The 18,060-nt window shown below is 66.6% G+C and carries 17 protein-coding genes and 1 tRNA gene; 6 read left to right on the top strand and 12 right to left on the bottom strand.

Translation table 11 applies throughout. The features are described from left to right. Nucleotides 1-21: 21 nt before the first annotated feature. Complete coding sequence (locus tag ABD678_RS05830) at nucleotides 22-192, bottom strand: DUF4177 domain-containing protein (RefSeq protein ID WP_344754671.1); 171 nt, start codon at nucleotides 190-192, stop codon at nucleotides 22-24. Nucleotides 193-273: 81 nt separating this feature from the next. Here ABD678_RS05830 and ABD678_RS05825 point away from each other — a divergent pair, with 81 nt between their 5' ends. From ABD678_RS05825 to ABD678_RS05815, 3 genes are all read left to right on the top strand, one after another. Beyond that, nucleotides 274-2,796 carry a transglycosylase domain-containing protein gene (locus ABD678_RS05825; RefSeq protein ID WP_344754669.1) on the top strand — a complete coding sequence of 841 codons (2,523 nt, stop codon included), beginning with the start codon at nucleotides 274-276 and terminating at the stop codon, nucleotides 2,794-2,796. 5 nt (nucleotides 2,797-2,801) lie between these two features. After that, nucleotides 2,802-3,761, top strand: a complete 960-nt coding sequence (locus tag ABD678_RS05820; RefSeq protein WP_425561970.1) for a metallophosphoesterase — start codon at nucleotides 2,802-2,804, stop codon at nucleotides 3,759-3,761. Nucleotides 3,762-3,802: 41 nt separating this feature from the next. Beyond that, nucleotides 3,803-3,876, top strand: a tRNA-Pro gene (locus ABD678_RS05815). A gap of 40 nt (nucleotides 3,877-3,916) precedes the next feature. On the opposite strand, the gene ABD678_RS05810 is transcribed toward ABD678_RS05815, so the two are convergent. Beyond that, nucleotides 3,917-4,543, bottom strand: coding sequence for a TetR/AcrR family transcriptional regulator (locus tag ABD678_RS05810; protein WP_344757094.1), 627 nt, complete (start codon nucleotides 4,541-4,543; stop codon nucleotides 3,917-3,919). A 183-nt stretch (nucleotides 4,544-4,726) separates the two neighbouring features. Between ABD678_RS05810 and ABD678_RS05805 the strand changes: the two genes are divergently transcribed. The 3 genes from ABD678_RS05805 to ABD678_RS05795 are packed head-to-tail and all read left to right on the top strand — an operon-like array spanning nucleotide 4,727 to nucleotide 6,460. Next, nucleotides 4,727-5,644: an NADP-dependent oxidoreductase gene (locus ABD678_RS05805; RefSeq protein ID WP_344754665.1), complete on the top strand. Its 918-nt coding sequence runs from the start codon at nucleotides 4,727-4,729 to the stop codon at nucleotides 5,642-5,644. Between the two features lie 40 nt (nucleotides 5,645-5,684). Then, nucleotides 5,685-6,128: a GNAT family N-acetyltransferase gene (locus tag ABD678_RS05800; protein WP_344754663.1), complete on the top strand. Its 444-nt coding sequence runs from the start codon at nucleotides 5,685-5,687 to the stop codon at nucleotides 6,126-6,128. Continuing rightward, nucleotides 6,125-6,460, top strand: a complete 336-nt coding sequence (locus tag ABD678_RS05795) for a hypothetical protein (protein WP_344754661.1) — start codon at nucleotides 6,125-6,127, stop codon at nucleotides 6,458-6,460. Before ABD678_RS05800 ends, ABD678_RS05795 begins: the two co-directional genes overlap by 4 nt. 43 nt (nucleotides 6,461-6,503) lie before the next feature. Here ABD678_RS05795 and ABD678_RS05790 read toward each other — a convergent pair whose 3' ends face one another. The 10 genes from ABD678_RS05790 to ABD678_RS05745 all read right to left on the bottom strand — a co-directional run bounded on the left by ABD678_RS05790 (nucleotide 6,504) and on the right by ABD678_RS05745 (nucleotide 18,046). Further along, nucleotides 6,504-7,181, bottom strand: a complete 678-nt coding sequence (locus ABD678_RS05790) for a thymidine kinase (RefSeq protein ID WP_344754659.1) — start codon at nucleotides 7,179-7,181, stop codon at nucleotides 6,504-6,506. Beyond that, nucleotides 7,181-7,873 (bottom strand): response regulator transcription factor, encoded by a 693-nt coding sequence (locus ABD678_RS05785; protein ID WP_344754657.1) that lies wholly within the window; start codon nucleotides 7,871-7,873, stop codon nucleotides 7,181-7,183. Before ABD678_RS05785 ends, ABD678_RS05790 begins: the two co-directional genes overlap by 1 nt. Further along, a complete protein-coding gene (locus tag ABD678_RS05780) occupies nucleotides 7,860-9,011 on the bottom strand; it encodes a hypothetical protein (RefSeq protein ID WP_344754655.1) in 1,152 nt (383 codons plus the stop codon). The genes ABD678_RS05785 and ABD678_RS05780 overlap by 14 nt, the downstream gene beginning before the upstream one ends. Further along, nucleotides 9,008-10,279 carry a sensor histidine kinase gene (locus tag ABD678_RS05775; protein ID WP_344754653.1) on the bottom strand — a complete coding sequence of 424 codons (1,272 nt, stop codon included), beginning with the start codon at nucleotides 10,277-10,279 and terminating at the stop codon, nucleotides 9,008-9,010. Before ABD678_RS05775 ends, ABD678_RS05780 begins: the two co-directional genes overlap by 4 nt. Before the next feature lie 138 nt (nucleotides 10,280-10,417). Continuing rightward, nucleotides 10,418-11,893 carry a malate:quinone oxidoreductase gene (locus tag ABD678_RS05770; RefSeq protein WP_344754651.1) on the bottom strand — a complete coding sequence of 492 codons (1,476 nt, stop codon included), beginning with the start codon at nucleotides 11,891-11,893 and terminating at the stop codon, nucleotides 10,418-10,420. Nucleotides 11,894-12,076: 183 nt separating this feature from the next. Beyond that, nucleotides 12,077-13,129 carry an aspartate-semialdehyde dehydrogenase gene (locus tag ABD678_RS05765; protein WP_344754649.1) on the bottom strand — a complete coding sequence of 351 codons (1,053 nt, stop codon included), beginning with the start codon at nucleotides 13,127-13,129 and terminating at the stop codon, nucleotides 12,077-12,079. Beyond that, the gene (locus ABD678_RS05760; RefSeq protein WP_344754647.1) at nucleotides 13,126-14,391 is read right to left on the bottom strand and encodes an aspartate kinase; all 1,266 of its coding nucleotides are present in this window, start codon (nucleotides 14,389-14,391) and stop codon (nucleotides 13,126-13,128) included. The genes ABD678_RS05765 and ABD678_RS05760 overlap by 4 nt, the downstream gene beginning before the upstream one ends. A gap of 94 nt (nucleotides 14,392-14,485) precedes the next feature. Next, nucleotides 14,486-15,238, bottom strand: coding sequence for an SDR family NAD(P)-dependent oxidoreductase (locus ABD678_RS05755; RefSeq protein WP_344754645.1), 753 nt, complete (start codon nucleotides 15,236-15,238; stop codon nucleotides 14,486-14,488). A 48-nt stretch (nucleotides 15,239-15,286) separates the two neighbouring features. After that, nucleotides 15,287-15,886: a recombination mediator RecR gene (gene recR / locus ABD678_RS05750; RefSeq protein ID WP_344754643.1), complete on the bottom strand. Its 600-nt coding sequence runs from the start codon at nucleotides 15,884-15,886 to the stop codon at nucleotides 15,287-15,289. A 3-nt stretch (nucleotides 15,887-15,889) separates the two neighbouring features. Then, nucleotides 15,890-18,046, bottom strand: coding sequence for a DNA polymerase III subunit gamma and tau (locus ABD678_RS05745; protein ID WP_344754641.1), 2,157 nt, complete (start codon nucleotides 18,044-18,046; stop codon nucleotides 15,890-15,892). Nucleotides 18,047-18,060: the final 14 nt, after the last annotated feature.

The following is an 18,060-nucleotide window of genomic DNA, read 5'->3' as shown; positions in this document are numbered from 1 at the left end:
CAGGCATTCCCATCTTCTCGATCAGTCGGCAGAGTCTTCTGCCGGCAGTGCGCGTTTGAGGTAGGCGACCAGGCCACCCTCCGGGCCGGTGACGACCTGCACGAGCTCCCAGCCCTGCTCGCCCCAGTTGTTGAGGATTGCAGCGGTGTTGTGCACGATGAGCGGCGTCGTCAGGTACTCCCAGCGCGTCATCACGGCATCCATTCAGGTTCTACGGTCGGTTCACCCGTTACTCTGTATCCTATGCCTCGCCAAAAAACCCAGCCTCTCGGCGTGCTCTCAGCGATCGCGGGACTCCTGGGCTTCAGCGTTCTCGCCGGAGTTCTCGTGACCGCGCTGGTCACCCCGGCTCTCGCCGTGACGAGTATGACCGCGAACTCCTCCATCGGCGTGTTCGAAGCGCTCCCCGACTACATGGAGGTAGGCGAGCTCGCCCAGAAGAACACCCTGTACGGCAAGCTCAACGGCGAGTACGTTCCCTTCGCCGAGATCTTCAAACAGAACCGCGAAGAGGTCGCCTGGGACCAGGTCTCCCCCTTCATCAAGCATGCCGTGGTCGCCGGTGAGGACCGCCGCTTCTACGAGCACGGCGGCGTCGACGTCCAGTCGATCATCCGCGCAGCGCTCGGAAACCTCTCGAGCAACGAGATCGGCAGTGGCGCCTCGACCCTCGCCATGCAGCTCGTGAAGAACATCAACATCCAGAATGCCCTCCTGCTCCCGACGAAGGAGCAGCGCGACGCGGCCATCGCGGCGGCCCAGGCGCAGTCTCTCGATCGCAAGCTGAAGGAGGCCAAGTTCGCGATCGGCCTCGAGAAGAACTACACCAAGAACCAGATCCTGCTGGCCTACCTCAACATCGCCGGCTTCGGCGGCAACACCTACGGGATCGAGTCGGCTGCACAGCAGTACCTGAGCAAGAGCGCCGCGGATGTCTCCCTCGTCGAGGCCGCGAGCCTCGTCGCGATCGTGCAGCTGCCCAACGACCAGAACCTCGACGACCCCAAGAAGTATCCGGCGAACAAGGTGCGGCGCGACTTCATCCTGAAGAACATGCTCGACCTCAAGATGATCACGCAGGCCCAGTACGACGAGGCCGTCGCAACCCCCATCGAGGACTACGTCAAGATCACCGCTCCGAGCAGCGGATGCACCTACGCGTCCGCGGCGAAGACTTTCTGCGACTACATCCGCAAGAGCGTCAAGGATCTCGAGATGCTCGGCAGCACCCCTGACGAGCGCGAGGCGAACTGGGATCGTGGCGGCTACAAGGTCTACACGACGATCGACCTCGACGAGCAGGCGAACGCCGAGGGGCAATTGGAGGCCTACGCACCGCGAGCGGAGAATCGGTTCAAGCTCGGCGGTGCAGTGTCCTCCGTGCAGGTGGGCACCGGCCGCATCCTCGTGATGGCACAGAACAAGAGCTTCGACGACACGGGAAACGGTGACCCCGTCCAGACTACGGCTGTCAACTTCAACACCGACAAGGCCTACGGCGGCTCGTCCGGGTTTCCGGCGGCATCCACCTACAAACTGTTCACCCTCACCGACTGGTTGATGAACGGCCACGGCCTGCGCGAGGTCGTCAACGCGTCACCCCACGACTCGAGGCACTTCAAGGCCGACTGCGTCGGCGGCTACGTCTACAACCCCCCATATCACCCCGCCAACGACGCGGGTGAGCAGGGCCCCTGGACGGTGATTCGAGCGACTGCCCGGTCCGTCAATGGGGCGTTCATCTCCATGGCCGAACAGCTTGACTTGTGCGACATCCGGGACGTCGCCGAATCCCTGGGGGTCCACCGCGCTGACGGCAACCCGCTGAAGACGGATGCATCATCCATTCTTGGCGTCAACGAGGTCGCGCCACTCACCATGGCCTCCGCGATCGCGACCATCGGCGGTGGCGGCGTCTATTGCGCCCCCATCGCCATCGACAAGATCGTCGATGCGAACGGCACCGACATCGGCGGGCAGAACAGTCGTTGCCATCAGGCGATCTCCGCGGACATCGCGGCCGGCGCGGCCTATGCGCTCAAAGCCGTGATGGACGGTGGGGGAACCGGTTACGCATCGAATCCTCGTAACGGTACCCCGCTCATCGGCAAATCGGGGACGGATGACCAGGCATGGCACACCTGGGTGATCAGCTCCAGCACAAAGGTGGCCATGGCCGTGTGGGTCGGCAACATCGAGGGTCACCAGTCGTTGAGGCGGATCAATGTCGCCGGTACTTTCGGTTCCCTGATCCGGCACCGAATCGGCTTGGGGGTTCTCGGACCGCTGACCAGTGAGTACGGCGGTTCGGCGTTCCCGAGCCCGCCCGCGAACCTGTTGAGTGGCACGACGCTCGAGCTCCCGGACCTGAAAGGCAAGACGGTCGAGGAGGCCAAAGCCCTCCTCCTGAGCCTCGGCCTCAACTATGCCGATGGCGGCACGAAGGCTTCGGATGCGCCGACCGGGTCCGTTGCGGAAACCGATCCGGCAGCTGGGACGAAGGTGTCGAAGGGCTACCAGGTCACGGTGTTCACGAGCGACGGGACCCTGTACGTGGAGATGCCCGACGTCATCACGAAGTCGCTGCACCAGGCAAACCAGGATCTGGTCGCTGCCGGCTTCGACTCCGACAAGATCAGTGTCGAGTGGCAGCCGACGGCCAATCCGGGCGACCCGACCTGCGAAGTGACCGCGTCGAACCCGTCACCGGGCACTCCCACCTCGAAGACGGCCGCCGTCACACTCACGGTCTCCGCCCTGCCTGACGGCAGCCCGCCACCGGGCTGTATGCCGTGAGTCGGGTGGGGGTCGGCCGCGCCGCAGGGACCACGCTCGCCACCCTCGGAGCAGCGGCTCTCGGTGCCTTCCTGTGGGGAGCGCTCGTCGAGCGCAACCGCTTCACCGTGCGACGCGAGGCCGTCCCGGTGCTCGACCCCGGCGCGAGACCGCTGACGGTGCTGCACCTCTCCGACCTCCACATGGCGCCCTGGCAGCGGGCGAAGCAGGACTGGATCCGCGGCCTCGTCGTCGAAGAGCCGGACCTCGTGGTCGTCACGGGCGACAGCCTCGGCCACGTGCGCGGAATCGATGGGATCGAGTACGCCCTCGAGCCGTTCGACGGCATCCCCGGAGTGTTCGTGCACGGGTCGAACGACTACTTCGGTCCGAGCATCAAGAACCCGTTCGCGTATTTCAGGGAGCGTCGGGTCGAGACCACCGACCCTGTCAAGCTCGATACACGGCGCCTCGAGGGCTTCTTCGAGTCGCTCGGCTGGCTCGACCTCAACAACACGGTGCGCGCGATGACGATCAAGGGCTCTCGTCTCGAGTTCCTCGGCGTGGGCGACGCCCACCGCGACTGGGACCGGCTGGATCTGCTCCCCGGCGCGATGGACGAGATGCGCGAGAACGTCGGCTGGCAGGATGACCGCACCGGTCCCGAACCCGTCACGATCGGCGTGACCCATGCCCCCTACCAACGGGTGCTCAATTCCTTCGTGAACTACGGTGCGGATGTCATCTTCGCCGGGCACACGCACGGCGGTCAGGTGCAGGTGCCGGGGATCGGTGCGCTCGTGACCAATTCCGACCTCCCCCGGACAATGGCGAGTGGGCTGCACCTGTGGCGTCACGCCCTGAATGCAGCGTATCTGGAGGTCTCCGCCGGCGTCGGAACGTCGATCTACGCGCCGGTGCGGTTCTCCTGTCCGCCCGAAGCAGTGGTCGTGACACTGACCGGCGACGATTTCAGCTATTCTTGATGAGGTCCGGTTGAGCCGCGAGGTTCGGCTGGGTGCAGTATCGGGGTGTGGCGCAGTTTGGTAGCGCGCTTCGTTCGGGACGAAGAGGTCGTGGGTTCAAATCCCGCTACCCCGACAGATCTTTAACTTCTCGGCTGGTTCGGTCCGGAGTGGATTCAACCGGTCGACAGGCTCTCGATGTGCGCAAGCGCCATGTCGATCGACGTCGCCATCGGTGTGACGTCGTGCACGGCCTGGGCCAGCAGGTACCCACCCTGAAGGGCGCCCATGAGCCCGGTCGCGAGCTGGTCGGTCGACACCTCGGGCGAAAGCGCGCCGGTGTCCTGGAGCCTGCGCAACACGCCCGCCAGGAGCCCCTGCCATTCGGTGAAAAGCTCAGACAGGGACTGACGGGCGACATCGTCGTGATCGGCGACATCGGCGGCCAGTGAGCCGAGCGCGCAGCCGTAGGCGCCATGCTGCAGCTCGTTGCTCTCTACCAAGGCGTCCCGCCAGCGTCGCAGCCCGGCGATGGTCGAGACCTGGCGGAGGGCAGCGCGTTCACGCTCGATGACACGCTCTCCCGTATGGTCGATGACGGCCCGGACGAGCGCGCCCTTGCCGGCGAAGTGGTGGTACAACTGGGACTTGCTCACCCCACTCGCCGCTACCACGTCGTCGAGTGTGGTGGCCCCGACTCCCCGGACGTAGATCAGGTCGGCCGCTGCCGTGATGATCCGTGCGCGCGTCTTCGCCCCGCGCGCCGTCAGGCGCCTGCCCTCGGGCGAGTCAGCGGTCGTCATCACGGGTCCATGTTACTTATCGGGCTACTCGTTCTCGGCGGCTTCGGCACCAGCGGCTCCTCGACCGCGCCGTGGCGCCGGCTGCCGGTCAGGGCCATCCACGCATCCCGTAATAGACTGGACGAAATAGTCCAGTTGCGGCTGGACCAAACCGCGTCAGACTGGATAGGAGAGAGGTGCCGAATGAAGGCGATTGTGGCGACGGATCAGGCCGCGGGGGCGGCCGGGATGATGCTGATGGAGCGCCCGGAGCCGCGGGCGGCGATCAACGACGTCATCGTCGAGGTTCACGCCTCGGGGTTCGTTCCGACTGAGGTGACGTGGCCGTCGACCTGGATCGATCGCGCCGGTCAGGATCGAACGCCGTCGATCCTCGGGCACGAACTGGCCGGGGTGGTCACCGCCCTCGGCTATGGCACGACCGGACTGTCGGTGGGGCAACGGGTGTTCGGCCTCTCGGACTGGCATCGCGACGGCACCCTGGCGGAGTATGTGGCGATCGAGGCACGCAACCTCGCGCCGCTTCCGGGCGACGCCGACTTCACGGCGGGCGCGAGCCTGCCGATCTCGGGCCTCACCGCGTGGCAGGGCCTGTTCGTGCACGGCCGTCTCCAGGCAGGGCAGAGCGTCCTCGCGCACGGCGCGGCCGGCGCGGTCGGGACGATGGTCACCCAACTCGCGCGCGAGGCCGGCGCCCATGTCATCGGCACCGGACGAGCCGCCGATCGTCAGAAAGCGTTCGACTTCGGCTCGCATGAGTTCGTCGACCTCGACAGCGATGCCCTGGAGGACATCGGCAGAGTCGATCTGGTCTTCGATGTCATCGGCGGTGACATCCAGAAGCGGTCCGCAGGCCTGATCCGGGCCGGAGGAACATTGGTGTCCATTACCGGGCCGGCCGAGGCATGGCCCGAGGACGGTCTGGCCGTCGACTTCGTCGTCGAGTCCGATCGTGCCCAACTGGGTGAGATCGTCCAGCGGGTGCGAGACGGACGACTGCGGACGAACATCGGCAACGTCGCGACTCTGGACGACGCCGTCGCCGCCCTCAACCCGACCGAGCGATCCAAGGGAAAGACGATCATCCGGGTTCGTCCGTAAAGACGCACCCCGCACGAACGAGCAGACGAAAGGACACCCTATGACAGACCCGACCCGGTCGAGCCGCTACGACTTCGAGTACCCCGATGAGGCCGGATACCCCGACGGGAAAGGCACCCTCAGCCAGGATCAGGTCGTCCTCATCGACGAGGTGATCGACGATCCCCGTGCCCCCGCATTCGACTTCGCCGTCGTCAACGATGAGAAAGCGGGCATCTACGAGGCGATCGTCGGTGACCGCGAGATCGCCGGCATGCCCTACAGCGTCGCCGGCGATGGTCGCCTGGTGCTGCTGGCCACCTCGGTGTTCCCCGAGTTCCGCAAACAGGGCATCGCCACCGAGCTCATCCGACGTGTACTCGACGACGTACGCGCGCACGGAAAGACGGTCACCATCAGGTGCCCGATCGTGCGCACCTTCATCGAGCACCACCCCGAGTACGCCGACCTCATCGACCCAGAGCATCCGGGAGTGACCAGATGAAGAGGAAGAAGCCGAAGCCGGTTCAGCAATTCCCCGTGATGGATGGTGGTGGCCCGGCACCCCGCGAGGAACAGATCGCCGGCATCGTGGCGATGGTGTGGTCTGACGCGCATGTCTACCACCAGGACGTCGAGAAGCTTCTCCGCGAATGGCTCGACACGGAACAGTGCATCGTCAAGGACGAGGAGTTCGCGATCCTGCTGTCGAAAGCTCACGGCGAGTTCGCCCGCGTGGCCTCGACCGACGGCACCGACGGGCCATCCTGTCCGGCATACGCCCTGGTGGAATGCCTGTACCGGGATGTCGAGCAGCTCGAGCGGGCGTCAAGCTGATGGCGGCGGGACCGCTCCACGCGGCGATGTATCGAAACCCGGCTCAGGCGAAGTCGGAGTCGGGCGCCGAGTTGTAGGCGGTGCCGAGCGGCTCGGACAACACCCGGCGGCCCCGGTTGAACACACCGCCGCTCTCTTCGAGGTAGCAGGCGCCGCAGAGCGACTCGTACACGACATCCACGCCGTCCTCGATCGCCACCTGGTCGCCGTCGAAGATGTACTGCCCGCCGACCGTGCGGGTGTTGAACACCGCTTTGCGGCCGCAGCGGCAGATCGTCTTGAGCTCCTCGAGCGAGTGCGCGATCTCCAGCAGCCGTCTGCTGCCCGGGAAGGCGACCGTCTGGAAGTCGGTGCGGATGCCGTACGCCAGCACGGGGACGTCGGCGAGGATCGCGATGCGCAGCAGGTCGTCGACCTGGGTTTCGGTGAGAAACTGCGCCTCATCGACGAGGAGGCAGTTGAGCGGCTTCCCGGTCGCCACCTCGAGCTTCGCCCGCTCCTCGGCGAACAGCGCCCACAGGTCGTCGTCAGGTGCGATCACGAAGTCGACCGGCCGGCGCACACCCAGACGGGAGACGATATCGGTGTCTCCCTTGGTGTCGATCTGCGGCTTGGCGAGCAGCACCTGCTGGCCGCGCTCCTCGTAGTTGTAGGCGGCCTGGAGCATGTTGGTGCTCTTGCCGCTGTTCATCGCCCCGTAACGGAAGTACAGCTTCGCCACTACTCCAGGTATCCGTCCTCGGCCGCCCGAAGGATGAGGTCCGCCTTCTTGCTGGCCGGTCTGTTCGCCTTCGCGTACTTCTCCCGTACGCGCCGAAGATACGTCTTCGCCGTCTCATACTGCACGTTCATATTCTCCGCCACCTCGGCTGTGCTCAGGCCGGAAACGTAGAGCGTGAGCGCCTCCTCCTCGCCTGGGCTCAGCTTCGGCCTCGCCTGGAGGACGGCCCCGACCGGAAGCGGTCGCCAGTCCTTCTGCTCGTGAGAGCCGACGTCCATTCCCATGATGCGGCGCGCGGTGTCCATGACCTCGCGCATCGGCAGCGACTTGGACAGGAAATCGGATGCCCCCGCGGCGAGGGCCCGCTCGCGCGCCTCCCGCGTGTCCAGACTGCTCAGGACGATGACCTTCGCCCCGGCCGCGCGACAGGTCCGCACGCGCGCTTCGATGGAGACCGACTCTTTGAGCTGGAAGTCGAGGAAGACCAGTTCGGTCGGGAAGTTGTCGCTGTGCACGAGCTCGAGCCAGGTCTGGGCGCTCAGCACGAGGTCGAAATCCGGGGCGTTCGACGCGATCCAGCTGTCCAGGCTGTCGAGCAGCACTTCGTGGTCGTCGAGCACCGCGAGTCTGATCGGGGCACGCCCCTCCGCGGTCCCGGCGGGCGTGGGCATGCTCGGGTCAACGCTGCTCATAGGTGAATCCTATTGTCAGTGTCAGGTCCTGGAAGTCGACCTGCAGGCTCGAGAAGACAATCCGCATGACCGCGAAGTAGGGAGCGAACGCAGAGCGGACGAAGGAATCGGTCGTTTCGAGCCGTGCAGTCAGGGCACCACGACACACCGTTCCGCGACCCCCGAGCTCGATCCTCAGGGTGTTCCCGACGAACGCCGGTTCGTCGAGGATCGCCACGATGAGCGCCCGCAGCACGGTCCTCTGGTCGGTGACCATGGCGGATGCTCGCCCCGCCGGGTCGATGACGGCGCGCTGGAGGCGCTCGGCCTCCAACCCGTCGTCACCGGCGATGACCTCCAGCCAGGTGCGGTCGGCTTCGGCGACCATGAGGGAGCGAAGGGACTCGGCGATCTCCCGGGCTCGCACCCGATCATCCTGGGTCACGTTCTCCCGCTCGAGCACCGAGTTGAAGAAGGGAAGCACATCCCGGCCCAGGATCATCACCCGGTTATGCCGCACCGAACGCGTGATGCCGTCACGCAGGCGACTGGTGCGCGATGTCACGGAGTGCATGGCACGTCGTTGCCAGCGTTCGAGCGACTCGACGAGCCGACCGGAGTAGGAGGCGGACGCGTAGGAGAGTGCGAGCACGGGCGTCATCCCGACGATGACGAAGGCGACCGGAGGAGTGGCCGACTGGAGCGCCGGCACTTCGAGGAGGGTCACGAAGCCGACGAAGACGGCGGAGAGGCTTCCCGCCGACGCGAGTTCCGTGGCCGGCCGATAGGGGCCGATCGCGAGCATGAGGAACCCGAGTGCCATGGGCCCGAAATCGTCCTGGATCCGCTGGTTCGTTCCCCACTGGCTCGCGACCGAGAGGGTGACCGCCCCGAGCGCGAGCAGATGGACGACGACGTGGCCGGATCTCGTGAACGGGGCCCGGGTCGGCGATGTCGCGACCACGACGGTGATGGAGGCCGCCGCGAGCCATAGGAGCGCGAGGATGGCGAGCGGCAGGCTCGACACCTGGTCGAGCGATCGAACCGTCATGACGATGCCGTAGTAGAACGCTCCGACCGCGAGCACGAGAACGAGCATCCGGTTGCCGAGGGTGCCCACCGGATCGAGTTGCTGCCTCGTACGCTCCAGACCGGTCATGGCGTGTCGCCTCCGAGCGTGACCGGCCCTGTCGAGACCGGTCCTGTCGCGACCGCGGACGGGACGGTGGTCGCGCCCTCATGCCCGGCGACGGGGACCTTGATCATGATGGAGGTGCCACGGCCCGGTGTCGACCAGACGTTGACCTGGCCGCCGAGGAGTTCGATACGCTTGCGCACCGACGATCGCAGGCCCAGTCGGTCTGCGCCCGTCGCAGCCTCGGAGAATCCGGCGCCGTTGTCGACCACCATGACGGAGAGGGCGGTATCCGAACCGTATACGGCGACCTCAGCGTAGGTGGTACCGGAGTGCTTGAGGACGTTCACAAGGCACTGCTTGACGGCCAGGCCGAGCGCTATCGAACTCTCCCGGTCGAGACGGCCGACCGCCGCGAGGTCCCCCGTCGTATCCACCTCGAGCCCCAGCAGCCGGCTCTCCTGGATGGCCGTGAAGAGCCCGCTGTGCTGCCAGTCGAGGCGGATCTTCTCGTCGACGGCGTCCGACGAGTCGGCAAGCCACTCCTCGCCGACGAGGGAATCGACATCCTCCTGGATCTGGCGGCGCAGGGTCGGATCGAGTCGATCCCCCGAGGAGTCGGCGAGCGCCGCGAGGTTGTTGAGCACGGTATCGTGCATGAGGGTCGCCGCCTTCACCTCGATGCGATAGCGCAAAGCGGCGACCTGTTCGTCCTGCGCCGCGCGGTGCAGCCGCGGCTGCGCACCGAGCTGACGCCGGTGCACATAACCGACGAGCGGGATGACCACCATGGTCGCCAGGTAGGCGAAGAACGCAGGAGCATCGAGGTGCAGCGGCAGCCCTGCCTGCAGGAGAGCGACCCCGATCGCAGCCTCCGCGACGACGTAGCCGGCCGTCGACCAGGCCAGGCCGGGGCCGACGCCCAACACCGCTCCCCCCACCATGATGAGTGCCACCTTGACCGCAAGGAACGAGAATCCGTCACCGTCGACGATGGGGATCGGCTGGCTGACCAGCACCAGGGCGTGGACATAGACCGCGAACCCCCCGATGAGAAGGTACCCCGCCAGCCACCAGCTGGGCCGGTCGCGGTCGCGGAGGAGGAGAATCCCGATCGGGGCAAGGAGAGCGAGCGCCGCCGGCCACAGCATCGAGTCGACACGGGCGCTCTGGAGTACGAGGGTGGAGAACAGGGCGACGCACAGCAGGGTGATCGACACGGTGCGCTGGGCCGCGACCAGGGAACGCCGAACCGCCTGGGGTGCGAGGTGTGCTGGCAGTCCTAACGACACGTCGGCTAACTTCCGCTCGGGTGGTACGTGTCCCTGAGTATGTCACCGTTTGCCCCAAGACTGTACCCCGAATTGTGCGGGATTTCGTCGAGAACCCCTCGGCCCCGGGGTCTCTGTGCCCCGAACTGGGGTTGAGGTCTAGTTGAGCTCGAGAACTTTCGCGGTCGCTGCGAGGGTCTTTCCGACGAGCGCCGGGGCATCCGAGAGGTTCTTGCCGTAGCTCGGGATCATCGTGCGGAGGCCAGGGGTCCACGCCTCCAAGCGGTCCGGGAAGCACCGCCCGATGAGGTCGAGCATGATCGGCACGGCGGTGGAGGCTCCCGGGGATGCTCCGAGCAGACCCGCAATCGATCCGGCAGCCCCGGTGACCACCTCGGTGCCGAACTGCAGGATGCCGCCCTTCTTCGCATCCTTCTTGATCACCTGGACGCGCTGGCCGGCGGTGATCTGATACCAGTCGGACGGCCGCGCATCCGGCATGAACTCACGCAACGCCGCGAACTTCGTGCGCTTGCCCGCGAGCAACTGGGTGATGAGGTACCAGGAGAGGTCGAGGTTGTCCTTGAAGGCCGCGAGCATCGGGATGATGTTGCCGGGGCGGATCGAGAGAGGCAGGTCGAGCCAGGAGCCGGTTTTCAGGAACTTCGGGCTGAACCCGGCATAGGGGCCGAACATGAGGCTCGCGGTGCCGTCGACGACGCGGGTGTCCAGGTGCGGAACCGACATGGGCGGCGCTCCGACCGACGCCTTGCCGTAGACCTTCGCACGATGCTTCGCGACGAGCGCAGGATTGTCGGTGCGCAGGAACTGGCCGCTCACCGGGAAGCCGCCGTAGCCACGTGCCTCCGGAATGCCGGACTTCTGCAGGAGCTTCAGCGCCCCGCCGCCCGCACCGACGAAGACGAAGCGCGCGTGCACGGTCGACGGACTCTTGCCGATCGCGCGGCGAAGTCGAATACGCCACAGCCCGTCGCGCATCCGATGCAGGCCCGTCACCTTCTCATCCGTGCTCAGCACGGCGCCGTTCGCAGTCAGGTAGGAGGTGAGGTCGCGGGTCAGCGCGCCGAAATCGACATCGGTTCCGGCTTCCATGCGGGTGGCCGCGATGTGCTGCGACTTCGGGCGGCCCGCCATGAGCGTCGGCGCCCAGGAGTAGATGACCGCAGGATCCTCGCTGTACTCCATGCCGGCGAACAGCGGGTGGTCCTTGAGCGCGTCGAATCGACGCTTGAGGAAGGCGACGTTGTCATCGCCCCAGACGAAGCTCATGTGCGGGACGGGGCTGATGAAGTCCTCGGGGGCGGGAAGGAAGTCCTTCTTCACGAGGTAGGACCAGAACTGGCGGGAGACCTGGAACTGTTCGTTGATCTTGACGGCGCTCGAGATGTCGATGGTGCCGTCGGGGAGATCCTTGGTGTAGTTGAGCTCACAGAGAGCAGAGTGACCGGTGCCGGCGTTGTTCCACGGGTTCGAGCTCTCCTGCCCGACCTCGGGCAGCGCCTCGAAGATGCGGATGCTCCAACCCGGCTCGAGCTGCTTGAGGATGGTTCCGAGTGTTGCGCTCATGATGCCGCCGCCGATGAGCGCGACGTCGATCGGGTTTGCGGGGCTCACTGCTCCAGTTTAGTGTCGCGAAACTGCCGCCGCTTTCCACCTCGCTGCCTCGTCGCTTGTCCCAAATGAAGGCATTCCCGTACCGGGACAACGGCGCCGCGGGGCAGCGGACGGCCCCCTTCACGAAATGCCTTCATTTGGGACAGGTTGGGCGGGGCAAGGGGGTGCCGACGGGGCGACGAGCTAGGCGGGGATGAGGGTCGCAGCGACGAGCTCTGCGATCTGCACCGCATTGAGCGCGGCGCCCTTGCGCAGGTTGTCGTTGCTGATGAACAGGGCGAGACCGCGACCGTTCGGCACACCCTCGTCCTGCCGGATGCGGCCGACATAGCTCGGGTCGGTCCCGGCCGCCTGGAGCGGGGTCGGAACGTCTGAGAGCTGGACGCCGGGGGCATCCGCGAGCAGCTCGGTCGCGCGCGCGACGGAGAGCGGCCGCGCGAACTCGGCGTTGATCGAAAGTGAATGGCCGGTGAAGACGGGCACGCGAACGCAGGTCCCGCTCACGAGCAGCTCGGGCAGTTCGAGGATCTTGCGGCTCTCGTTGCGAAGCTTCTTCTCCTCGTCCGTCTCCCCCAGGCCGTCGTCGACGAGGTTGCCCGCGAAGGGGACGACGTCGAACGCGATCGTGCGCGGGAACGTGGATGCGGCGGGGAAGTCGACCGCCGAGCCGTCGTGCACGAGCGCTGCTGCGTCCTGCCCGATGGCGGCCTTCGCCTGGGCGAGCAGTTCTTCGCCCCCGGCGAGCCCTGCACCGGAGACCGCCTGGTACGTGCTCACGATCAGGCGCTCGAGTCCGGCCTCGGCGTCGAGCACCTTGAGCACCGGCATCGCAGCCATGGTGGTGCAGTTCGGGTTGGCGATGATCCCCTTGCGGGCGTCCGCGATCGCGTGCGGGTTGACCTCGCTCACGACGAGCGGGACATCCGGGTCCATGCGGAAGCCCGACGAGTTATCGATGACGGTCACGCCGGCGGCAGCGAACCGGGGGGCCTGCGCCTTCGAGGTCGTCGCGCCGGCCGAGAAGATCGCGACGTCGAGACCGGTGGGGTCGGCGGTCGCGGCATCCTCGACGGTGATCTGCTCGCCCTTCCAGGGCAGCGTCGTCCCGGCCGAGCGCGCAGAGGCGAAGTACCGGATGCTCGCGACCGGGAAGTCGCGCTCCTCCAGCAGGCGGCGCACGACCGTGCCCACCTGGCCGGTGGCGCCGACGACGCCGATGTTGATGCCGCGGCTCATCGGCCGGTCCCTGCGTGGACGACGGCGAGCTCGTCGCCATCGAGCTCGAATGCGGTGTGCACCGCGCGCACTGCGTCGTCGATCGTGTCGGCGCGCGTCACGACCGAGATCCGGATCTCGCTCGTCGAGATCATCTCGATGTTGACGCCCGCCTCGAACAGCGCGGTGAAGAGCTTCGCGGAGATGCCCGAACTCGTGCGCATGCCCGCACCGACGAGCGCGAGCTTCGCGATCTGGTCGTCGTACTGGAGGCTGTCGAATCCGACCCGCTCCTTCTCCGAGAGCAGGGTCTGCATAACGCGGGCGCCATCGGCCATGGGCAGGGTGAAGGAGATGTCGGTCAGCCCGGTGTCGGCGGCCGAAACGTTCTGCACGATCATGTCGATGTTCGCCTCGGTCGTCGCGACGATCGTGAAGATCTCCGCCGCCTTGCCCGGGACGTCCGGAACCCCGACGACGGTGATCTTCGCCTCGCCGAGATCGACCGCGATACCCGCGATCATGGCCTCTTCCACGGTTTCTCCGTCCTTCGGATTGACGACGAGCGTCCCCTCATTATTGTTGAACGACGACCGCACGTGAATCGTCACCCCATGCCGCCGGGCATATTCCACCGCGCGAATATAGAGCACCTTCGCGCCGGCCGCCGCGAGCTCGAGCATCTCCTCGCTCGTGATCTTCGCAAGCTTGCGGGCGCTCGGCACGACCCGCGGATCTGCGGTGAACACGCCGTCGACATCCGTGTAGATCTCGCACACCTCGGCGCCGAGTGCTGCGGCGAGCGCGACGGCCGTCGTGTCCGACCCACCGCGACCGAGGGTCGTGATGTCGCCTGTGCCGCGGTTGAAGCCCTGGAATCCCGCGACGATCGCGATGGCCCCGGCGTCGATGGCCTCCCGGATGCGCGTGGGGTTCACCTCGACGATGCGCGCGCTGCCGTGCCGGGCATCCGTCGCCATGCCCGCCTGACTGCCCGTGTAGGAACGCGCTTCGAAGCCTTGCGACTTGATCGCCATGGCGAGAAGAGCCATCGAGATACGCTCCCCCGCCGTGAGCAGCATGTCGAGCTCCCGGCCGGACGGAAGCGGTGCTACCTCCGTCGCGAGGTCGACGAGCTCGTCGGTCGTGTCACCCATGGCCGAGACGACGACGACGACCTCGTTGCCTGCTTTGCGCGTCTCGACGATGCGCTTCGCCACGCGCTTGATGCTCACGGCATCCGCGACCGACGATCCGCCGTACTTCTGCACGATGAGGCTCACGGACGCTCCTGGATTTGCGGGGTAACGCCCTATTCTAAACGGGCCGAGCCGCCGGTTACGTGACTCGGCACGGGGCGAGCCCGGTTGGCCTGCTCTAGTACTTGCTGAGATCCGGGTATCCGGTGATCTCCCAGCCACCGTCGACGACCAGGCTCGTTCCGGTGATGTACCCGGCGTCCTCGCTCGCGAGGTACAGGATCGGGCCGGCGAGTTCGTCGGGATCGGCCGGGCGGCCGAGCACGATCTTGCTGTTGAAGTCGGATGCGAGCACCTCGTTCTCGCTGAAGGCGGAGGTCAGCGGCGTCGAGACCAGGCCCGGAAGGATGGCGTTCACCCGGATTCCGCTGCGACCGAGTTCGAGGGCGGCATTCTTGCTGAACATCTCGACTCCCGCTTTCGCGGAGGCATAGGCGCTTCCACCGAACATGGGAACGTGGGCGTTGAGGCTCGAGACGTTGACGATCGCGCCGCCGTTCCTCATGGCGCGAGCTTCGTGCTTGGTACTGAGGAAGACGCCCTTCAGCACGAGGTCGACGGTGAAGTCCCAGTCAGCCTCGGAATGGTCGACGATCGGCGCACCCTTGGCCGCCCCCGCGATGTTGAAGGCGAGATCCAGGCCGCCGAACGATGACACCGCGGTCGCTACGGCCGCCTCGAGGTCGGATTCGACCGTGACGTTGGTGACGACAGGAACGTAGTTCTCCGACGCGCCACCCGGGTTGAGGTCGGCGCCGACGACGCTCGCGCCCTCAGCGATGAGCCTGCGCGTGACCGCAGCACCGATCCCTGAACCCGACCCTGTGACTATGGCGACTTTGCCGGCAAACCGGCCCTCATTTATATTCATATGTATATATTACGCGATGAAGGTCGGCTTTTGCTGAGAGAACGGCTGTCAGCCCTGTACGACGCGACGACCCTCGAACGCGCGCCCCAGGGTCACCTCGTCCGCGTACTCGAGATCGCCGCCGACCGGCAGCCCGGACGCCAATCGCGTGACGCGAAGATTCGGCTGGACGAGGAGCCTGCTGAGGTAGCTCGCTGTCGCTTCGCCCTCGAGGTTCGGGTCGGTTGCGATGATGACCTCGGTGACGGTGCCGTCGGCGAGGCGCTCCATGAGCTGCCGGATGCGGAGGTCGTCGGGCCCGACCCCGTCGATCGGGCTGATGGCCCCGCCCAGCACGTGGTACAGGCCCCTGAATTCGCGGGTGCGCTCGATGGCGGCGACATCCTTCGCCTCTTCGACGACGCAGATCGTGGTGGCCGAACGGCGCGGGTCACGGCAGATCGTACAGCGCTCCTGTTCGGTGACGTTGCCGCACACTTCGCAGAACCGCACCTTCTCGCGCACCTCCACGAGCACCTCCGCGAGCCGCGACACATCGAAGGACTCGGTCTGCAGGATGTGGAATGCGATCCGCTGCGCGGACTTCGGGCCGATACCGGGAAGCCTGCCGAGCTCGTCGATGAGTTCCTGGACGATGCCTTCGTACACGGGTCAGGCCTCCGGACTCGGAGTGACGCGCGGTGCGATGGGCTGCTCCTCGATGAAGTTGGCGCCGAGGATCTCGCGCACGACGGCCTCGCCATAGCGCTGCTTGCCGCCGGATGGGGCTGACTTCGCTGCCTTCTCGGATCGAGCTTGCCGAGATCGGGGCTCGGCGGTCTCGACAGGCTCGACCGGAGAAGCAGGAGGCTCGACCGGAGAAGCAGGAGGCTCGACGGGAGAAGAAGCCGGCTCGACCGGAACTCTCTCGGATCGAGCACCAGTCTTCTCGGATCGAGCTTGCCGAGATCCAGGCTCGACCGGAGTAGAGGCGGGTTTCTCGGATGGGATCGGAGCGACAGCCCAGCCTTCCGCGTCGACCGCTGGGCGAGGCTCGGGCACGACTTCGGTCGAACGGTCGGGGCCAGGCTCAGCCGGCGGGGCATCCGGCTCAGCGTCGGCGGCGTTCGCGGCCGCAGCATCCGCCCTCGCGATGAACTTCACGCGGAGTCCGAGCACCTCGATGATGGCCTGCCGCAGGATCTCGCTCACGCTCTGATCGGCCGCCTGCGGCTTCTTGAAGTTCTCGACGTCGTTCTGGCTGGGGAAGGCGAGGGCGAGCACGTCCTCCTTGAGACCCATCGGCTTCGCGGTGAAGGCGACGGCCCACGCTGCGCGCTTCTTCTTGCCGACGACCTCGAGAATCTCGGCCCAGGCGTCGGAGAGCTGCTGGAACGTGACTGCCTTGTCGGCGCTGGTGGCCGGAGTCTTCTCTGGGCTCCCTTCGTGACGTGCTCCGCCCTCCTCAGGGAGCGGTGACTCGGAATCCGCCGACGACGAGTCGTCGGGCAGTGGAGTGGAGCCTCGGGTGTGGCGGGCGTCTACGGGCGCGCTGGAGCCACGGGGCGAAGGCGATTTCTCGCCTTCGCCGGCGACGCCAGCGCCGACAGCCGTCTCGGCTGTCGGGTTCCCCCGCGATGCCACAGGAGTGTCTCCAGCACCCCCCTCCACACCGACCCTCCGCTCCAGCCGCTCCACGCGCGCGAGTGTCCCTCGCGCGGAGGCATCCGACGCAGGGACCAGCACGCGCGCGATCATGAGTTCGAGGTGCAGGCGGGGGGAGGTCGCGCCGGTCATCTCGGTGAGCGCGCCGGCCACGACATCCGCAGCCCTGCTGAGCTCTGCCTCACCGAACCGGGAGGCCTGCGCCGCCATCTGGTCGAGCTCGTCCTGCTGGATGCCGCGCAGCACCGCTGCGGCCCCGCCACCGGTGGCGGCCACGACGATGAGGTCGCGAAGCCGCTCGAGGAGGTCTTCGACGAACCGGCGGGGATCCTGGCCGGTCTGGATGACGCGGTCGACCGCGGAGAATGCGGCGGCGGCATCCCGTGCGCCGATGGCGTCGATGACTTCGCCGAGGAGCGAGGCGTGGGTGTAGCCGAGGAGGGCGACCGCCCGTTCGTACTCGATCGAGTCGCCCTCGGAGCCGGCGATGAGCTGGTCGAGGAGTGAGAGCGTGTCGCGCACCGAGCCGCCGCCCGCGCGCACCACGAGGGGCAGCACGCCGGGTGCGACGGTGACCTTCTCGCTCTCGCACAACTGCTGCACGTACTCGAGCATCTGAGCGGGCGGCACGAGCCGGAAGGGGTAGTGGTGCGTGCGCGAGCGGATCGTGCCGATGACCTTCTCCGGCTCGGTCGTCGCGAAGATGAATTTGACGTGCTCGGGCGGCTCCTCGACGATCTTGAGCAGCGCGTTGAAGCCCTGGGGTGTGACCATGTGCGCTTCGTCGAGGATGAAGATCTTGTAGCGATCACGGGCTGGGGCGAACACGGCGCGCTCGCGCAGGTCCCGCGCGTCGTCGACGCCGTTGTGGCTGGCAGCATCGATCTCGACGACATCGAGCGACCCGCCGCCGTCGCGCGAGAGTTCGACACAGGATGGGCACTTCCCGCAGGGGGTGTCGGTCGGGCCTTCGACGCAGTTGAGGCAGCGGGCCAGGATGCGCGCGCTCGTCGTCTTGCCGCATCCGCGGGGCCCGCTGAACAAATAGGCGTGATTGACCCGGTTGGTGCGCAGCGCCGTCATGAGCGGCTCGGTCACCTGCGACTGGCCGATCAGCTCGGCGAACGTTTCTGGCCGGTAACGGCGATACAGGGCGGTGACCACCACCCCATGCTACT

The sequence above is a fragment of the Leifsonella bigeumensis genome (genome assembly GCF_039537265.1).
GTDB classification, from domain to species: Bacteria; Actinomycetota; Actinomycetes; order Actinomycetales; family Microbacteriaceae; genus Terrimesophilobacter; species Terrimesophilobacter bigeumensis.
This window is presented reverse-complemented; position numbering and strand designations above follow the sequence as displayed.

Excerpts from the sequence above, each read along its gene's own strand:
- ABD678_RS05830 (WP_344754671.1), bottom strand. The coding sequence starts at position 192 with ATGACGCGCTGGGAGTACCTGACGACGCCGCTCATCGTGCACAACACC.
- ABD678_RS05810 (WP_344757094.1), bottom strand. The coding sequence starts at position 4,543 with ATGACGACCGCTGACTCGCCCGAGGGCAGGCGCCTGACGGCGCGCGGG.
- ABD678_RS05805 (WP_344754665.1), top strand. The coding sequence starts at position 4,727 with ATGAAGGCGATTGTGGCGACGGATCAGGCCGCGGGGGCGGCCGGGATG.
- ABD678_RS05800 (WP_344754663.1), top strand. The coding sequence starts at position 5,685 with ATGACAGACCCGACCCGGTCGAGCCGCTACGACTTCGAGTACCCCGAT.
- ABD678_RS05795 (WP_344754661.1), top strand. The coding sequence starts at position 6,125 with ATGAAGAGGAAGAAGCCGAAGCCGGTTCAGCAATTCCCCGTGATGGAT.
- ABD678_RS05785 (WP_344754657.1), bottom strand. The coding sequence starts at position 7,873 with ATGAGCAGCGTTGACCCGAGCATGCCCACGCCCGCCGGGACCGCGGAG.
- ABD678_RS05780 (WP_344754655.1), bottom strand. The coding sequence starts at position 9,011 with ATGACCGGTCTGGAGCGTACGAGGCAGCAACTCGATCCGGTGGGCACC.
- ABD678_RS05765 (WP_344754649.1), bottom strand. The coding sequence starts at position 13,129 with ATGAGCCGCGGCATCAACATCGGCGTCGTCGGCGCCACCGGCCAGGTG.
- ABD678_RS05755 (WP_344754645.1), bottom strand. The coding sequence starts at position 15,238 with ATGAATATAAATGAGGGCCGGTTTGCCGGCAAAGTCGCCATAGTCACA.